Raw genomic sequence first — 16,624 nt, forward strand, 5'->3', positions numbered from 1 at the left:
CTTACCCGCCGGCGGGCCAGTCCGTGGCGGGTCCCGGCGGATCGGTGAACAGGCGACCGGCGATCCAGCTGTCGCGGCGCACGCCGCGCTGCACGCAGCCGCCGCGGAGCAGGCCCTCGTAGTGGAATCCGGCCCGGCGGGCCACCGCGGCCGAGGCGTGATTGCCGACGATGGCGCGCCATTCGATGCGTTCCAGGCCCAGCCACCGGGGATCGAAGGCGGCCCGGCAGACCAGGTTCACCGCATGGGTCATGAGGCCGCGGCCGCGCACGGCGGGCGACATCCAGAATCCGATCTCGGACGATGCGTCGTCGCGGCGGGTTTCACTGGGGCCCAGGCCGATCATGCCGACCACCGGCGCGCCTTCACCCAGGCGCAGGGCCCAGGTGGGGCTGCGCCCGGCCCAGCCGGCGGTGACGATGTCGTAGACGAATTTCTCGGCGTCGGCGCGCTGATAGGGGACCGGCATGGTGGTCCACTGCCCGATCGACGGTTCCTGGCAGCACGCGGTAATGGTGTCGATATCGTGCACCGTCGGCGGCGACAGCCGGATCGCGTCGTTCCAGAGCGCTTGCGGGTCCATCGAGTCATGCTGTCACGGAACGGTGCGGCGGCGCATCGTGTTTGTCCGGGTCCGGTGCGGGCGGTCCGGGGCTCGGCCGTAGGATCGATCCGATGGTTGCCGCTCTTCTCGCCGACTTGTTCGAATCACATCGGCCGCATCTGCTCTCCGTGGCCTATCGGCTGACCGGCAGCGTGACCGATGCCGAGGACGCGGTCCAGGAGAGCTGGCTGCGCCTGGCCGTGGCGCGCCAGCACGAGATCGAGGATCTGCGCGCCTGGCTCACCACCGTGGTCGGCCGCATCTGCCTGGACCGGCTGCGCAGCGCCGCGGTGCGGCGGGAAAAGTATGTGGGGCAATGGCTCCCGGAACCGATCGTCACCTCGGCCCTGCCGTCCAGCAGCCCGGATCCGCTGGCGGCGGTGGTGCGCAAGCAGGACGCCCGCTTCGCGGCCCTGGTCGTGCTGGACACGCTCACTCCGCCACAGCGTGTTGCCTTCGTGCTGCACGAGGGTTTCGCCGTGCCCTACGACGAGATCGCCGAAATTCTGGACATCTCCACCGAGGCGGCCCGTCAGCTGGCCGCGCGGGCGCGCAAGGCCTTCGCCCGGACGCCGGACCCGGTGCCGGACGAGGAGCACGCCGCCGTGGTGGGGCAGTTGCTGGCGGCGCTGAACTCCGGTGATGTGGATGCCGTTGTGGCGCTGCTGCATCCGGAGGTGCACACGGTCGGCGATGCCAATGGCACCACGTCCACGGCCATCAATGTGGTGTCCGGGCCGGAGAAGAACGCCCGGCTGTGGCTGGGGCTGCGGACCAAACTGGGCTTCGATGTGCCGGAGCGCGCGTCCGGATTCGAATTCGTGCTCGTCAACGGGCAATTGGGGGTGCTGGTGCACGAACGTGCCCCCGAGCACGGCTATCCCGGCAATCCGATGCGGGTGTACGGGTTCACCGTGCACGAGGGCAAGGTCTGGGGCATCTACGATCTGGTCAATCCGGCGAAGCTGAGTGGAATCCGGTTGCCGCACTGACCATCTCGCTCGGAAGGGTCAGGGGTAGGTGACGCCGGAACCGGTTCCGCACTCCATGCCGCCGGAGAAGCTGACCGAACCGGTCGGCGTGCAGTTGCCGATGCCCGAGCCGGTGCCCGAACCCGAGGGCGGGAAGCTGGAGCCGAAGCCGGTGTCGCCGACGAACTGCACGATGACTTGGTGAACGAAATCGACCGCGAGAGCCGGATGCAGCAACAGGTCTATGAACGAGGGCATTTTTCGCCCCTTTCGCGAAAACCGCGGATAACGGTGTGAGATAAAACACCGGCAGGCTAGCTGCCTGCCGGGTAATGCGCAATTGGCCTGGTAGAGCGGGTAATTCAAATGTGAAACATAGATGTTCGCTATGATGGCGCAACCATTTCCGCCGGTGGACTATCCTCCGGACATGCCGTCGCACATCCCCACCGTCGCCCGCCTGCGCCCCTTCGCGTCGACGATCTTCGCGGAAATGACCGAACTCGCCGTCCGTCACGGCGCGGTCAATCTCGGTCAGGGCTTCCCGGACTCCGATGGCCCCGCCGGCATGCTCGAGGTGGCCCGGCAGGCCATTGCCGACGGCCTCAACCAGTACCCGCCCGGCCGCGGCATGCCGGTGCTGCGCCAGGCCATCGCCGCTGACCGCGCCCGCCGCTACGGCGTCACCTACGACCCCGACAGCCAGGTGCTGGTCACCGTGGGCGCCACCGAGGCCATCGCCGCCACCATCCTCGGCCTCGCCGAACCCGGCGACGAGGTGGTCCTCATCGAGCCCTACTACGACTCCTACGCCGCCGCCATCGCCCTCGCCGGCGCGCAGCGCCGCACCGCCCGCCTGGTCCCCGACGGCGACGGCTTCGCCCTCGACCTGGACAGCCTGCGCGCCGCCATCACCCCCAGAACCCGCCTGCTGCTGGTGAACTCGCCGCACAACCCCACCGGCGCCGTGCTCTCCCGCGCCGACCTCACCGCCATCGCCGAACTCGCCATCGAACACGACCTGTACGTCATGGCCGACGAGGCCTACGAGCACCTCGCCTTCGACGGCCACGAACACATCAGCCTGTCCACCCTGCCGGGCATGTTCGAACGCACCGTCACCATCTCCAGCGCCGCCAAAACCTTCAGCGTCACCGGCTGGAAAATCGGCTGGGCCTGCGCCCCCGCGCCCCTGCTGGACGCCGTTCTCGCCGCCAAACAGTTCCTCACCTTCGTGGGTGGCGGCCCCTTCCAGCCCGCCGTAGCCCATGCTCTCGACTACGAGCAGCAATGGGTGCAAGCCCTCCGAGACACCCTCTCCGAAAAACGCCTCCGCCTCTCCGCCGCCCTCACCGACGCGGGTTTCGCCGTAAAGCGCAGCGACGGCACCTATTTCGTCTGCGCCGACATCACCCCCCTCGGCGCCACCGACGCCTACGCCTTCTGCCGCGAACTCCCCGAACGCCTCGGCGTGGCCGCCGTCCCGGTCAGCGTCTTCGCCGACGACAAAGCCGCCTGGAACCGCCTGGTCCGCTTCACCTTCTGCAAGAAGGAAGAAACCATCGCCGAGGGCGTCCGCCGCCTGCGCGCCGGCCAGGTCGCCGCCTCCCCGCACTGAAACCGGCACTCGCGGCCCTCGAGGTGAGGACCGCAGTTGGACAGTCGATCACCGGGAATTGGTGGCGGCATTTCGCGAGTAGCCGCCGCCACCAGTTCCCGGTCGATGTCGTTTCGGACTACGGGCTGGATGCGAGGTGGCAGGCCAGCCGCTGTCGACTGGACCGCGACAGGGATGTGCGGGGTCGTCCACGATCGAAGGCATGATCGAGACGACTGCGGTGCTCGGAGTGGCGGCGGCGGCGCTGGGGATGGTGCTGACGCCCGGGCCGAACATGATGTATCTGGTGTCGCGCACCGTGTCGCAGGGGCGGCGGGCGGGGATGGTGTCGCTGTCCGGGGTGGCGGTCGGGTTCGCGGTGTATCTGGCCGCGGCGACGGCCGGGATCACGGCGGTGTTCGCCATGGTGCCCGCGCTGTACCTGGCCCTGAAGCTGGCCGGTGCCGCCTATCTCGGGTGGCTGGCCTGGAAGGTGTTGCGGCCGGGTGGGGTTTCGGCCTTCACGCCCACCGAACTGCCTGCCGATCCCACGCGGCGGCTGTTCACCATGGGGCTGGTGACCAATCTGCTGAATCCGAAGATCGCCATCATGTACATGGCGCTCATTCCGCAGTTCGTCGCGCCCGATCACGGGCAGGTGTGGTTGCAGAGTCTGGCGCTGGGGGCGGTGCAGATCGTCATCGCGCTCACGGTGAACTCGCTCATCGTGGTGGGGGCGGGGACGGTCGCCACTTTCCTTGCGGGACGGCCGCTGTGGCTGCGGGCACAGCGGTATGTCACCGGGTCGGTGCTCGGCGCCATGGCCGCGCTGGTGGCCACGGACAAGGCGCGGCCGGTGGCGGCCTGACGGGTTAGGCGTGCAGTGCGCCGGGGTAGAGGTACTGCTCGGCGGGTGGTTGCTCGGTGTCGAGCCAGGCGGTGAGGAAGCCGGTCAGGTCCTGAGTGGTCTTGGACTGCAAGAACTTCCGGAAGTCGGCCATGGAGGCGTTGCCGTACTTGTGTGACTCGACGAACTCGCGGATGGCGGGGAAGAAGACCTCGTCGCCGAGGGTGTGGCGCAGGGCGTGCAGGAACAGCGGGCCGCGGTAGTAGACCGAGGTGAATTCGAAGCCGACGCCGGGGTTGTCGAGCTTCACCTCCCAGAACTTGGGCTTGTCCAGGAACTTCGTCAGGGTCTCCCGGTACTGGTCGTCGACGTTGACGCCCTCCTTGCGTTCCTTCCACAGGTAGTCGGCGGTGTAGGAGGCGAAGCATTCGTTCAGGCAGATGTCGGACCACTGCTCGATGGACATGGAATCGCCCCACCACTGGTGGGCGATCTCGTGCACCACGGTGTCGAGTTCGGTCCACGGCGCGTAGATCGGCCGGGACTGCGTCTCCAGGGAGAATTCCAGTTCCGAATCCACATAGATGCCGCCCGCCACATCGAACGGATACGGGCCGTACAGCTCCTCGGAGAAGTCCAGGATCTCCGGCAGCCGCAGCTCCATCTCCTTGGCGTCCAGCGCCTGCGGCGCGAAGGCGCTCAGCAGCGGAGTTCCATTGGCGCGCCGCTGATCCAGGAATTCGAACTTGTCGATGGCAATGGTGGTGAGATAGCCGATGATGGGCTGGCGCATCTGCCAATCGGTGTGCCGCATGCCGTCGAGCACCACATTGCGCATGGGCACCCCGTTCGACATGACCTCCCACTCCTGCGGCACGGACGCGTGCAGGGTGAAGGTGGCCTTGTCCAAAGGCGTGTCATTGAGCGGATACCAGCTGGTGGCCGAATGCGGTTCGCCCGCAACGAAAGCGCCGCCGCTGGGCGAGAGCACCCAGCCCTCGCCGTCGGTATCGGTGACGGGACCCGCGTACTCCACCCGCACCCGGAACGGCAGGCCCGGCAGCAGCGGCAGCAGCGGGGTGATCACCAGCTCGTGCTCATCGGTGCGCTCGAACCAGGCGGGCAGGTTGTTCACCGTCACCTTCGACACCTCGGGCCCGCCGAAATCGAGGTTGAAGGTGCGCAGCGCCTGCGTGGCCACGGCATCGACCTCGGCCGCCCCGGTCAGGTGCCGCGCGGGCGGGTCGTAGGCGATGGTCACGTCATAGTGCCGGGCGTCGTAGCCGCCATTGCCGTCGAGCGGGTAGTACGGGTCGCCGAGACCGGCCGCGCCCGTGAACGGGTCGGTCGAATCCGCTTGCGCGGGTGCCGCACTCACCGCCAGGAGCAGCGCCGCTCCAGCCACCGGGTACCGCCACCAGCCGGACCTCATGCGTTCCAGGCGCCCCTTTCGGCGTATTCCCCCCATTTGCCGATGCTAGCCCTCCGGCGCGTCAGTGACCGGTGCCCGACACGGCCACGCTGGCGCCCAGTCCGATGATCATGACGCCGCCCGCGCCGCCGACCGCCTCCAGGCGCTTGGGCGAGCGCGCGAACCAATCGCGCGCCAGTCCGGCCGCCAGGCCCCACGCGCTGTCGGACACCAGCGCGATCAGCAGGAATACCAGGCCCAGAATCAGCAGTTGCAGCGGCACCGCGCCGCTGGCCGGATCCACGAACTGCGGCAGCACCGCGGCGAAGAAGATAATGGCCTTCGGATTGCTGATGCCCACCAGGAAGGCCTGTTTCAGCATGCGGCGATCCTGCGGCGGCTCGGTCCGCGACTCCCAGGCCTCGCGCAGCGACTTGCGCTCCCGGATGGACTGGATGCCCAGGTAGATGAGGTACAGCGCGCCCGCGAACTTGACCACGGTGAGCGCCACCGCCGAGGCCGCCAGCACCGCGCCGAGGCCGATGACCGTGAGCAGCAGGACGACGAGCACGCCGACGGAATGGCCCAGCACCGACAGCAGCGCCGCGCGCCGCCCGGACGCCAGCGCCCGGCCGATCACGAAAAGCACGCCGGGACCCGGAATTACGATGAGGATGGTGGCGGCGACGAGGAACGCCACCAGATTCGCCGCAGGGATCATCGGCCCAGCGTACGAGCGAATTCGAACAATGTCCCGCGTTTTTCCCGGGCGTGGGTCAGGTCGCGTAGCTGCGTAGTTCGTCCGGTAACTGCTGGGGATCCAGCAGCAGCCGCTTGGCGTCCACCCGCCGGACCTTGGCGGCCAGCTCCAGATTGTCGGTGAGCAGCTGCCACTCCACCTCGCGAATGGCCTTGCGGGCCCGCTCGATGATGTTCAGATCGCGGGTGGCCCAGGCGATCGGTATGGCGCTGACCGTCTGCCGCAGATCGCCCATCGAGGTCGGCGCGCGATCGATCCGGACGGTCACCGCCGGCACCCGCTCACCGGGCCGGCCGTGATGACCGGGCAGCGTGCGCACGGTCCGGGTGACCAGCGCATAGCGCGGGCCGTCGGAATTCGGCTTGGCCAGATCCACCAGTGCCAGCAGCGTGGTGGCCTTGTCGCTGGTCTCCGACACCACCGCGGGCACCAGCTCGCCCACGGTGTACAGCTTGTCCACGCGGCCGCGATGCGGCGTCCACAGGCCGATGAACAGGGCCGTGGCCGCGCCCAGGGCGAAGGCCACCGCCAGCAGATACGACCAGGGGTGGTTGAGCCAGACCAGGTATCCGGTGCCGACGCCGAACAGCCCGGCGGCGGCGAGGGCCAGTACCCGCAACCGGCGCAGGTCGGCGACGATTTCGTTGACCGCCCTGGCATGCTCACGGTCGACCGCGAATTCGAAGCGCCGCACGTGCGTTCCCTCCCGCCCTCTTTCGGAGGATCGTCCTCCATTTATCCTATCGTCGGCCCCAACAGGTCGTCCGCATCGGTGATGCGATAGGCATACCCCTGCTCGGCCAGGAAACGCTGCCGATGGGCGGCGTATTCGGCGTCCAGCGTGTCACGTGCGACCACCGAATAGAAGTGAGCCTGACCGCCATCGTGTTTCGGCCGCAGCAGCCGGCCCAGGCGTTGCGCTTCCTCCTGACGGGAGCCGAACGTGCCCGAAACCTGGACGGCCACAGACGCTTCCGGAAGATCGATCGAGAAATTAGCGACTTTGCTGACCACCAGCACCGGAATTTCCCCGCGCCGGAAGGCATCGAAGAGCTCCTCGCGCTCCTTGGTGCGGGTGGAACCCTGGATGACGGGCGCGTTCAAATGCTCGCCCAGCTCGTCCAGCTGATCCAGATACGCGCCGATGACCAGGCTCGGCGCATCCTTGTGCTGGGCCAGAATCGATTCCACCACAGGCAGTTTGGTGCGCGCGGTGGAGCACAGCTTGTAGCGCTCCTCGGGCTCGGCCACCGCGTAGGCCATGCGCTCGGCGTCGGTGAGCGTCACCCGCACCTCGACGCAGTCGGCCGGCGCGATCCAGCCCTGCGCCTCGATGTCCTTCCACGGCGCGTCATAGCGTTTGGGGCCGATGAGCGAGAACACATCGCCCTCGCGCCCGTCCTCGCGCACCAGGGTGGCCGTCAAGCCCAGTCGCCGCCGTGACTGCAGGTCCGCGGTCATGCGGAAGACCGGCGCGGGCAGCAGGTGCACCTCGTCGTAGATGACCAGGCCCCAGTCGCGGCTGTCGAACAGCTCCAGATGCCGGTACTCGCCCTTGGTCTTTCGCGTGATCACCTGATAGGTGGCAATGGTGACCGGCCGGATCTCCTTGCGCTCACCGGAGTACTCGCCGATCTCGTCCTCGGTGAGCGAGGTGCGCGCCAGCAGCTCCCGCCGCCACTGCCGCCCGGCCACGGTATTGGTGACCAGGATGAGCGTGGTCGCCTTGGCCTTGGCCATGGCCGCCGCGCCGACCATGGTCTTGCCCGCGCCGCAGGGCAGCACCACCACGCCGGACCCGCCGGCCCAGAAGGAGTCGGCGGCCATCTCCTGATAGTCGCGCAGATGCCACTTGTCGTCGGTGTAGTCCAGCTCGATGGGATGCGCCTCGCCGTCCACGTACCCCGCGAGGTCCTCGGCCGGCCAGCCGATCTTCAGCAGCATCTGCTTGATGCGGCCGCGCTCGGAGGGATGCACCGTGACGGTGTCGTCGTCCAGGCGGGCGCCCAGCATCGGGGCGATCTTCTTGTGCCGGAGCACCTCCTCCAGCACCGCGCGGTCCAGGCTCACCAGCGTGAGCCCGTGCGCCGGATGCTTCACCAGCTGCAACCGCCCGTACCGGGCCATGGTGTCGACAATGTCCACCAGCAGCGGCTGCGGGACGGCATAGCGCGAATAGGTGACCAGCGCGTCGACGACCTGCTCGGCGTCGTGTCCCGCGGCCCGCGCGTTCCACAGCGCCAGCGGCGTGATGCGGTAGGTGTGCACGTGCTCGGGCGCGCGCTCCAGCTCCGCGAACGGCGCGATGGCCTGGCGCGCCGCATCGGCCGACTCGTGGTCGACCTCCAGCAGCAGGGTCTTGTCACTCTGCACGATCAGCGGACCGTCGGTCACGGCACCTCCTGGCTTGTCTGGGCCCGTCCCCGCCGGACCGTCGTCCATTCTTCCTGACGGCACCGACAGCGCGATGACGGGTATTTCCGCGAAAACCGTCAAGCCCCGAATTCCCGTGGCTACGATCACACGTCTTGGACGATTGTCCATTTTGGCTTGATTCGATTGATTGAACGGGGATGAGTATGCGCAAATTCCCAGGCAGAGCTCTTGCGCGTGCGGCGGCGTGCGCTGTCGCGGCACTGCTGGCAGGAGCGTTGACCGTGACCGCGCCGATCGTGCGGGCCGAACCGGCTGCGGCCGGATCCGTGCGGATCGAGGGTGATCGGTTCATGGACGGGCACGGGCGGGTCGTGTTGTTGCACGGGGTCAACAATGTGGACAAGGACGCTCCGTACGTCGAGGTGGGCGATGGGTTCACCCTCACCGCGGACGATGCGGCGCTGCTGGCCGGGCACGGATTCAATACGGTGCGGCTGGGCGTCTCCTTCGACGGGCTCATGCCCAGCCGGGGCGTCCTCGACACCGCGTACATCGATCGAGTCGTCGGCGTCGTGGACACCTTGGCGCGGTACGGGATTCACACCCTGCTCGACCATCATCAGGACGGGCTCTCGAAGATCTGGGGCGGCAACGGGTTTCCCGAATGGTCGATCCGGGCGCGGCCCGGGGCGCTGGAGCCGAATCCGTCGTTCCCGCTGTACTACCTGATGCCCAGCATGAACAAGGGCTGGGACGAGGTGTGGAACAACAGCTACGGCGTGCTCGACCACCTCGGCGAGGCGCTCGGCGCGCTCGCGGCGAAGCTGAACGGCCGGGCCGGGGTGCTGGGGCTCGAGCTCATGAACGAGCCGTGGCCCGGGACCGCCTTTCTGAGTTGCTTCCCCAATGGCTGTCCGGGATTCGACGCCAAATATCAGGCGGCCATGCAGCGGCTGACCGATGCGGTACGGGGGCGCAATGGCGACATCAATGTGTTCTGGGAGCCGAATGTGACCTGGAACGAGACGATGCCGACCAATCTCGGCAAGAATCCGCCGATCACCGCGCCGGGTATCGCGTTCGCGCCGCACGATTACTGCATTCCGAGTCAGCTGGCGATCTATCTGGGGCTGCCCGAATTCCTGCGCGGACTGTGCCCGGTGCAGCACGACAAGACATGGTCGAATATCGACGCCTTCGCAAAGAGGACGCGTCTGCCGACGCTGATCACCGAATTCGGCGACGGCGATCCGGATGTGCTGAGCAATACGCTGACCCGGGCCGACGAGCGGTTCATCGGCTGGCAGTACTGGCACTATTCGTCGCGCTTCGGGGCCGGCGGACCGCGGCCGGATCCGTTCCTCGGCGATATCGGGCGGCAGCTGGTGCGCACCTATCCGCGGGCCACCGCCGGTACGCCGGAGCGCATGAGTTTCGACCCGGCTACCGGGGACTTCAGCTATCGGTACACCGCGCGGCCGGGTGGCGCGCCGACCGAGATCTATGTGTCCGATCTGCACTACCCGCAGGGCTATCGAGTCCGGGTCGAGGGCGGTCGGGTCACCTCCCCGGCGGAGGCCCGGGTGGTGACGATCGAGGCCGATACCACGGCGGCGGTGCGTGTGTCCATTGCGCGTGCATAGCCGAAAGTCGTTGATGCCCTTAGATTTCCCTTATGTAACGTCAACCGGGGGCGGAGCGACTACAGTGTGCAGCGCACGTATCTGGACGAGCGCCCAGATTGAAAGGGAACACCGTGACAGTCTTCAGCCTCCAGCTCCTCAACAGCCTGCTGCCGGCCATCCTCAACTACTCCATCCTGGGCATGCGCGGCCTGTCGATGATCTGAGATCATCCGCCGCGCTGATGCGGTCCCCGGTCACCCACGGGTATCCTCACCGCGTTCACGGCAGCCGTGAACTGTTCGGTGAGAAAGGTTTTCGCAGGTGAAGTTCACAGGAACGAGGGCGATCGCGCGCCTCGTGATCGCCCTCGTGGCGATGGCCGTGGCCGCGCTGGCCGTGACCGGGTGTTCCATGATCGAGGACGCCAGCAAATCCGATACCGCCAAGGCGAAAGTCGGCGACTGCATCAACGTCATCGAGGGGTCCACCGTCGATTCCAAGACCGAACCGGTCGACTGCGCCAATGAGAAGGCGGTCTACCGGGTGGTCTCGGTATTCGATACCAAGACCGACTGCAAGGAGGAGCAGACCTCCTACGAGGAAACCCTCAATGGCGGCACCACCGCATTCCTGTGCCTGACGCCCAATTTCAAAGAAGGCGCGTGCTACAACGAATCGTCGACCACCGGCTACAAGTTCGTGGATTGCACCGCGCCCGAGGCTTCCTTCAAGGTGGCCAAGCGCATCGACGGCCAGGCCGACGAATTCCTTTGCGATGCGACCACGGCCATCGGCTTCCGCGTTGTTCCGGAGCCGAAGACCACTTTCTGCTTGAGCAGCCCGAAGAGCTGAAAACACCTCGGGGGCCACGCCCTCGAAACCCGGATTGGAAAGGGGCGCGGCTCGCGGAGTCGCGCCCCTCTTCTATTGCGCGCCTATTCGACCAGCGCCACCGATGCGATCCGGTGCAGGGTGAAGTGCCGGATCGCGCCGGTGACCGGGTCCAGGGCGTCCAATTGGCCGCTGCCGACCTTCAGCGGTTCCACCACCCGCTGGGTGGCGATGCCCGAGGCGTCGACATAGCCGATGTGGACCGGGCGGCGGGTGCGCGCCGCCAATTGCAGCAGGTTCAGGGTCGCGGCGGTGGTGGTGCGGCTGCCGTCGCTGCGGACCGCTTGGCCGGGCCGGGCGGTGGCGGCGCGTTCGCCGGCGCGGAGTTCGGCGACCAGGGACCGCAGCTGTTCGGTGCTGGGCGGGTTCGGACGCCAAGTGGGCTTGGGCTGCTGGCGGGCGGAGATGCGCGCGCCGCGGGCGCGCAGGTCGACGATGGCGCCGGAGGAATCCTCGCCGGCGGGGCTGAAACCGGCGGCCCGCAGGCGTTCGAGGACCTCGCCCAGGGGCGCCTGGGAGATGGCCACGGTGGGCGCCACCGCCCGCAGCGCCAGCTCGCCCGCCACGGGGGCGGCCAGGACCTCGGCCAGCAGAGTGGGATCCTCACTGCGGACGAAGGATTGGGCCATTCCGGCGCGCAGGCGACCGTGCCGGCGGGCCACATCGTCGATCAGGTAGGTGAGCGACTGCGGGACCGGGGTGCGCGAGTGCGTGGTGAAGAGATTGTGCAGCTCGGCGGCCGTCGCGCCGGCGTCCAGGGCGCGCCGGACCGAGGTCTCGCCGATGCGGTACACCGTTGCGGCGCCCGCGGATTCGACATCCGCCACGAGCGCGACGCGCTCGGCCAGGTCGGGGGTGAGCGGGCCGGGGGCGATGACCGTCAGATCCGCCTGCACGAGAATGTGATCCACCGGCTCGGGCAGCGCCGTCGCCATCTCCGATTCGGCGTCCTCGGGGCTGCCGTGCAACAGCGCGCGGCCCGCGGAGGTGACCGCGCCGCGCGCGATCAGGCCCAGCGCCTCGGCCTCGGCCAGGGTGCGCTCCACCGCCTCCAGGCGGTAGTGCCGCCGCCAGCGCGGCTGCCGCCAGGCCAGGACGCGGCCCAGATCGGCGGCGGAGATGGCGGTGCCGGTGGGGAATTCGGCCAGCACGCCGAGAATGGCGCGGCGGTCGCGGACGGCGTGCACGACGCGGAGTTCGGCCGACAGCGCCGCGAGGGGTTTGTCATTGGCGTCGCGCAGGCCGATCATCCACGGGAAGCGGTCGAGTTCGAGCCAGGCGTGGGCGAGGACGGCCCAGCGGTGCGGCGGGACGACCGCGAGCCAGGCGTCGGCGGTGGTGGTGGGCGCCCAGTAGTCGTCGGCGCTGTCCGGTTCGGGCAGCGGGTCGGGGGAGCCCTTGTCCAGCAGCCGGGCCGCCGCCAGCACCTCGGCGAGCAGGCCGACGCGGTTCTCGTCGATACCGGTCTGTTTGGCGAGGCGGCGGATCTCGCGCACGCCCAGGCCGCCCGAGCGCAGGGCGGGCGCGGGCGTCTGCCCGAGCACCTCCAGCACGGCGGCGCTGTGCCGCAGCAGTTCTCCCACCTCGCCCGCGGCGGCGGCATTCACATCGGCGGGAGCGTGCTTGGTCTGATCCGGCTGCGGCGGGGTCAGCGCGTGCGGATCGGTGACCGGTTCCCCGCGCAGCACCTGCCCGACCGAGACGGGCAGCTCCACCGTCTCCTCGTCGATCCAGTTCAGCAGTCGCTTGTGCAGCAGGCGCTGCACCGGCCGATCGTCGGGGGTGCCGGGCGCGGCGTCGCGAGTGCGGCCGCGCGGGCCGGTGGTGGCCAGCTTCTCCAGCAGTCCCCGCTCCTGCTGGGTGAGTTCGCCCAGGGCGGAGGTGATCTCGGGTTCGGTGAGCGCATCGGGCAGCTCGGTGGTGCTGCCCAGCGGCCACGGCAGCGCCTCCTGCGCGGCGGCGGTCAGCCGCAGGCCCGCGTCCGGGCCCCAGACCAGGGCGCGATCGCGCAGTTTGTCCACGGCCGCGTCGATGGCCGTCGTGGCCACGCGATCGCCGAGCAGCTCGTGTAACCGGGTGCGCGGGACCGGTTCCGCCTGGCGGCCGTCGGCGGCCCCTTGCACCACAAGGGTTTCGATGACAGCGAAGTCGAGGGTGTCCAGTTCGTCGGTGGCGCGCAGCACCGACGCCCGCTGCTCGGTGCGCGCGGCCAGCACCGCCATGGCGGAGGGCAGCGGGACGGCCAGATCGGGGCGCAGCTGCAGCAGCGTGACGAGCTCGTCGTCGGCGCGGGCCGACAGCCATTCCGGCAGGGTGAGTTCGGCCGCGGCCCGCTGGGCGGCCCTTGTGGATTCGGCGGACTTACCGGTGGCCTTCGCGGGGGTATCGGTCACTTCATCCGATCCAGGCTGGAGCGTGCCGTCCGTCCCGGCGCCCGCGTAATCGGGCCCCGGGCACGGCGAGATGGCGGGATGGGACGCGGTTCAACGGCCGCCGCGGCGACGAGAGCCGGGTGCGCGGCGGCCGCTGCACAGCAGGCCGCGCCATCGACCGCATGGTGTCGGTTCGAGAGGCGTATCAGCGGTTGATGACCGTGCGCGGGTGCACGTAGGGCAGCTGATCGACCGGAAGCGGGAACTCGGTGTCCTCACCGTAGGGGGAGAGGTTGCCGGAGCGGGTCGACGACAGCTCGGTGACGGCGTGCTCGCCATCGCTGACCTCGGGCCAGCCATTGTCGACATAGGGCTTCTTCGTTTTGTTCACCACGCGCTCATTCTGGCATGACCGCTCCGGCAACGCCCCTTCCGGCACCCCCGAAGTTAGCCGGTGCGCACGGCGTTCCGGCGGCAAACCCGGTCCGGCGCACATGCAAACGCCCCGCATCGCCATTGATGCGGGGCGTCCGGATGCGCGAACGCGGGGTTCTAGCTGGGCAGCAGGCCCTTGTTCGCCTGGTAGAAGTTCACGATATTGGGGTCGAGCTGACCGCCGGCCTTGGTGGCGTTCAGGAAGTCGAGCACCGGCTGGGGGATGTTCACGCCCTGCTGCTGGGCGATCTCGACGGCGCGGTCGACGGCCTGGAAGACCTCCTGGGTGCCGTCGGCGGCCTGCTGCTGGCCGCCCGGGTTCGGGTTCCAGCGCGGGGTCTCCGGAGCCGGCGCGGTGCGCTCGGTGGGGCCGCTGGAGAGGCCGAGGCTCGAGGAGCAGGACGGCCACGCGCCCCAGCCCTGGGTGGCGAGCACCTTCTCGGCGATGACGATCTGTTCTTCGCGGGTGGCCTGGTTGGCGGTGGGGGCGAATTCGCCGCCGCCGTGGGAGATCCAGGTGCTCGGCGAGAACTGCAGGCCGCCCTGGTATCCGTTGCCGGTATTGATCTGCCAGTTGCCGCCGGCTTCACACTGAGCGAGGCGATCCCAGTCGGAGTCGGGTGCCGCGCTGGCGTTTCCGGCCAGGGCCACTCCGGCTCCGCCGACGATCGCTCCGGTCAGGGCGACCTTGGCGACGGTGCGGCCGGTGTTACTCGGCTTGCGATGGCGTCCACTCATGTTCGGGTCGTTCCTCTCGTACGCGCCTGCGAGGCCGACTACCGGGGTCGAACTGAGAGGTCGTCCGGCCCGGCGCGCTGCTGCGCGCTATCCCTCGCTCTCGCCCCTCGTTCCAGTTGGGGGTCCGTACCCGCGGGGCGAGATTCGGTGCGGCGGGCCGGTGGCGCCGGGGTGACCCGGCTGGTGAGAGACCTTACGACGGTCGCCGCGAAAAATCACCATTTGGTAACCGCCGTGTCTGTCCGGGTCACCAACCGGCGCAAGGTGTTCCGCTTCACGTCTTTGCTGGTGGTCACGGCGAGTCCCGGCCGATAGGGGTCTGTCACCGCGCTGTGACCATTCTGTTATGTGATGAAGATCACATGTGTACGCGGGTAACAGAAGGGGAATCCGGGCGTGTCAGCGTGCGCGTCGCCCGGACCACAGGGCGAACACGATCGCCAGCAGAAATCCGAGCGGCGCGGCCATGGCGAGCAGATACAGCCACAGCCCCGGATCCGAATCGGTCAGGATTCCGATGCCGAAGATTGCGACAATCGCCAGCAATCCTGTTGCGAACAAGACCATTGCGACATTCAGCAGCCAGCTCCCGGACCTGCGCGGCGGCTGCTTCGGGGATGTGTCGGACACCTGTAGACCGTAAAACTGATGTGCTCGCGCTATTCACACCGGGGTAGACTCGATGGCAATCGCGTCCTGCATAGCTGTGTGGGGCGCGTTCTTTTCGCAAACGGAACGGTTGGCGGACTTGCACGTCCGACAACCACGACTGTGCCCGGCAAGGCCCGGGCATCGAAACAACGAACGGGTGAGCGCAGTGCCGACCGGCAAGGTGAAGTGGTACGACGTCGAAAAGGGCTTCGGCTTCCTTTCCCAGGATGAGGGTGAGGACGTCTACGTTCGATCGTCGGCGCTGCCCGCGGGTGTGGAAGCGCTCAAGCCGGGGCAGCGCGTGGAATTCGGCATGGCGGCCGGGCGGCGTGGGCCGCAGGCGCTGAGCCTCAAACTGCTGGAGACCCCCTCGCTGCGCAATGAGCGCGGTGGCGAGCGGCGGGGCGGTAAGAGCGAAACTCCGGTCACCCGTAAGGAACCCGATGAGCTGCACGGGCTCATCGAGGACATGATCACGCTGCTGGAGACCAAGGTGCAGCCGGATCTGCGGCGGGGGAAGTACCCGGATCGCAAGATGGCGCAGCGGATCGCCGAGGTCGTGCGCGGGGTCGCGCGCGAGCTCGACCACTAGGTCGCAAGCAAAGGGGCCCCGGCGAGCAATGCTCGCCGGGGCCCACTGCTGTTGCGGGGGGAGGATATTGGGGGTTTCACCCTCAAACCCCCGAAGAGGAGAGGCGGGGGCTAAGCCCCCGGACCCCCTTGGGCTGCGCCGCCGGGTCGCTGCGGGCTGCGCCTTCAGACCTGGCCTCTTAGACCTGGGTGCGGACCGACCAGGCGGCGTGCGGCATGTAGCCCTCTTGGCCGGTGGTCATATCGCGTGTCAGGATGGGCAGCTGGATTTCTACCCCGACCAGGGGGAGCTTCGGCACCGAGGGGATGGTGACCGCGGCGGTGCCCGCGTCGAAATCGCGGTGGGTGAGCTGGTTTTCGAGGATCCGGCCGTCCGGGGCGCGGTAGAGGGCCACGATCAGCCAGGGGCTGTCGATGACTTCCTTGGGAAGTGACAGCTGGAGGGGGTAGCCGGCGGGGACCTCGAGGTCGTTGGACCGGCCGGTGTGGCAGTTCTCGCCCTCGGGGCAGGTGAGCTGGGCGGGCAGGCCGATGTCCTCCTGCGGCAGCACGCGGCAATCGTCCATGCGCACACCGCAGTACAGGTACGGCTGCACCGTGATGGACTTGCCGTGCGCGTAGGCGGTGACCGTCGGCTCGGGCTTGTCCGCATTGCGGGCGAGCAGGGCGATCGCGCCGAAGTAAGCGACGGCCGCGACTAGGAGCACCGCCAGCAGGGCTGCGATCGTGCGGGCGTTCGGTTTGGTCACGGGGCT

General features: G+C 68.4%; 17 protein-coding genes. 6 read left to right on the forward strand and 11 right to left on the reverse strand.

The features are described 5' to 3' along the window. Nucleotide 1: 1 nt before the first annotated feature. Complete coding sequence (locus tag ACYQ5L_RS03860) at nucleotides 2-583, reverse strand: GNAT family N-acetyltransferase (protein ID WP_459955520.1); 582 nt, start codon at nucleotides 581-583, stop codon at nucleotides 2-4. Nucleotides 584-675: 92 nt separating this feature from the next. Between ACYQ5L_RS03860 and sigJ the strand changes: the two genes are divergently transcribed. Continuing rightward, a complete protein-coding gene (gene sigJ / locus ACYQ5L_RS03865) occupies nucleotides 676-1,596 on the forward strand; it encodes an RNA polymerase sigma factor SigJ (protein ID WP_459955522.1) in 921 nt (306 codons plus the stop codon). Nucleotides 1,597-1,614: 18 nt separating this feature from the next. Here the strand turns inward: sigJ and ACYQ5L_RS03870 are convergent, their stop codons facing one another. Next, a complete protein-coding gene (locus ACYQ5L_RS03870) occupies nucleotides 1,615-1,833 on the reverse strand; it encodes a hypothetical protein (RefSeq protein WP_459955523.1) in 219 nt (72 codons plus the stop codon). 172 nt (nucleotides 1,834-2,005) lie between these two features. On the opposite strand from ACYQ5L_RS03870, the gene ACYQ5L_RS03875 reads away from it, so the two are divergent. Further along, on the forward strand, nucleotides 2,006-3,193 hold the full coding sequence (locus tag ACYQ5L_RS03875; RefSeq protein ID WP_459955525.1) for a pyridoxal phosphate-dependent aminotransferase: 1,188 nt from the start codon (nucleotides 2,006-2,008) through the stop codon (nucleotides 3,191-3,193). A 202-nt stretch (nucleotides 3,194-3,395) separates the two neighbouring features. After that, complete coding sequence (locus ACYQ5L_RS03880; RefSeq protein ID WP_459955527.1) at nucleotides 3,396-4,040, forward strand: LysE family translocator; 645 nt, start codon at nucleotides 3,396-3,398, stop codon at nucleotides 4,038-4,040. A gap of 4 nt (nucleotides 4,041-4,044) precedes the next feature. Here the strand turns inward: ACYQ5L_RS03880 and ACYQ5L_RS03885 are convergent, their stop codons facing one another. The 4 genes from ACYQ5L_RS03885 to ACYQ5L_RS03900 all read right to left on the reverse strand — a co-directional run bounded on the left by ACYQ5L_RS03885 (nucleotide 4,045) and on the right by ACYQ5L_RS03900 (nucleotide 8,584). Beyond that, complete coding sequence (locus ACYQ5L_RS03885; protein ID WP_459955529.1) at nucleotides 4,045-5,424, reverse strand: M1 family metallopeptidase; 1,380 nt, start codon at nucleotides 5,422-5,424, stop codon at nucleotides 4,045-4,047. 88 nt (nucleotides 5,425-5,512) lie between these two features. After that, entirely contained in the window at nucleotides 5,513-6,151 is a 639-nt protein-coding gene (locus tag ACYQ5L_RS03890; protein ID WP_459955530.1) for a LysE family translocator, read from the reverse strand. 55 nt (nucleotides 6,152-6,206) lie between these two features. Beyond that, nucleotides 6,207-6,884, reverse strand: coding sequence for a DUF3239 domain-containing protein (locus ACYQ5L_RS03895; protein ID WP_459955532.1), 678 nt, complete (start codon nucleotides 6,882-6,884; stop codon nucleotides 6,207-6,209). 41 nt (nucleotides 6,885-6,925) lie between these two features. Continuing rightward, complete coding sequence (locus ACYQ5L_RS03900) at nucleotides 6,926-8,584, reverse strand: DNA repair helicase XPB (protein ID WP_459955534.1); 1,659 nt, start codon at nucleotides 8,582-8,584, stop codon at nucleotides 6,926-6,928. Between the two features lie 263 nt (nucleotides 8,585-8,847). Here ACYQ5L_RS03900 and ACYQ5L_RS03905 point away from each other — a divergent pair, with 263 nt between their 5' ends. Next, nucleotides 8,848-10,209: an endoglycoceramidase I gene (locus tag ACYQ5L_RS03905; RefSeq protein WP_459955536.1), complete on the forward strand. Its 1,362-nt coding sequence runs from the start codon at nucleotides 8,848-8,850 to the stop codon at nucleotides 10,207-10,209. A gap of 303 nt (nucleotides 10,210-10,512) precedes the next feature. Next, entirely contained in the window at nucleotides 10,513-11,043 is a 531-nt protein-coding gene (locus ACYQ5L_RS03910) for an LppU/SCO3897 family protein (RefSeq protein WP_459955537.1), read from the forward strand. Between the two features lie 83 nt (nucleotides 11,044-11,126). Here the strand turns inward: ACYQ5L_RS03910 and ACYQ5L_RS03915 are convergent, their stop codons facing one another. From ACYQ5L_RS03915 to ACYQ5L_RS03930, 4 genes are all read right to left on the reverse strand, one after another. After that, entirely contained in the window at nucleotides 11,127-13,475 is a 2,349-nt protein-coding gene (locus ACYQ5L_RS03915; protein ID WP_459955538.1) for a helicase-associated domain-containing protein, read from the reverse strand. Between the two features lie 184 nt (nucleotides 13,476-13,659). Further along, entirely contained in the window at nucleotides 13,660-13,848 is a 189-nt protein-coding gene (locus ACYQ5L_RS03920; protein WP_379192734.1) for a hypothetical protein, read from the reverse strand. Between the two features lie 158 nt (nucleotides 13,849-14,006). Then, nucleotides 14,007-14,627, reverse strand: coding sequence for a transglycosylase family protein (locus ACYQ5L_RS03925; RefSeq protein WP_459955540.1), 621 nt, complete (start codon nucleotides 14,625-14,627; stop codon nucleotides 14,007-14,009). A gap of 399 nt (nucleotides 14,628-15,026) precedes the next feature. Continuing rightward, nucleotides 15,027-15,257, reverse strand: a complete 231-nt coding sequence (locus ACYQ5L_RS03930; RefSeq protein ID WP_379192738.1) for a hypothetical protein — start codon at nucleotides 15,255-15,257, stop codon at nucleotides 15,027-15,029. A gap of 187 nt (nucleotides 15,258-15,444) precedes the next feature. Between ACYQ5L_RS03930 and ACYQ5L_RS03935 the strand changes: the two genes are divergently transcribed. Then, nucleotides 15,445-15,870: a cold-shock protein gene (locus ACYQ5L_RS03935; RefSeq protein ID WP_459963317.1), complete on the forward strand. Its 426-nt coding sequence runs from the start codon at nucleotides 15,445-15,447 to the stop codon at nucleotides 15,868-15,870. Between the two features lie 178 nt (nucleotides 15,871-16,048). Here ACYQ5L_RS03935 and ACYQ5L_RS03940 read toward each other — a convergent pair whose 3' ends face one another. Next, complete coding sequence (locus ACYQ5L_RS03940; protein WP_459955541.1) at nucleotides 16,049-16,618, reverse strand: DUF2771 domain-containing protein; 570 nt, start codon at nucleotides 16,616-16,618, stop codon at nucleotides 16,049-16,051. Between the last annotated feature and the right edge of the window lie 6 nt (nucleotides 16,619-16,624).

The organism is Nocardia sp. IFM 10818, from assembly GCF_054655275.1.

What these genes read in the sequence shown, in the direction of transcription:
- ACYQ5L_RS03870 (WP_459955523.1), bottom strand. Translation starts at nt 1,833, where the DNA reads ATGCCCTCGTTCATAGACCTGTTGCTGCATCCGGCTCTCGCGGTCGAT.
- ACYQ5L_RS03875 (WP_459955525.1), top strand. Translation starts at nt 2,006, where the DNA reads ATGCCGTCGCACATCCCCACCGTCGCCCGCCTGCGCCCCTTCGCGTCG.
- ACYQ5L_RS03880 (WP_459955527.1), top strand. Translation starts at nt 3,396, where the DNA reads ATGATCGAGACGACTGCGGTGCTCGGAGTGGCGGCGGCGGCGCTGGGG.
- ACYQ5L_RS03925 (WP_459955540.1), bottom strand. Translation starts at nt 14,627, where the DNA reads ATGAGTGGACGCCATCGCAAGCCGAGTAACACCGGCCGCACCGTCGCC.
- sigJ (WP_459955522.1), top strand. Translation starts at nt 676, where the DNA reads ATGGTTGCCGCTCTTCTCGCCGACTTGTTCGAATCACATCGGCCGCAT.
- ACYQ5L_RS03890 (WP_459955530.1), bottom strand. Translation starts at nt 6,151, where the DNA reads ATGATCCCTGCGGCGAATCTGGTGGCGTTCCTCGTCGCCGCCACCATC.
- ACYQ5L_RS03860 (WP_459955520.1), bottom strand. Translation starts at nt 583, where the DNA reads ATGGACCCGCAAGCGCTCTGGAACGACGCGATCCGGCTGTCGCCGCCG.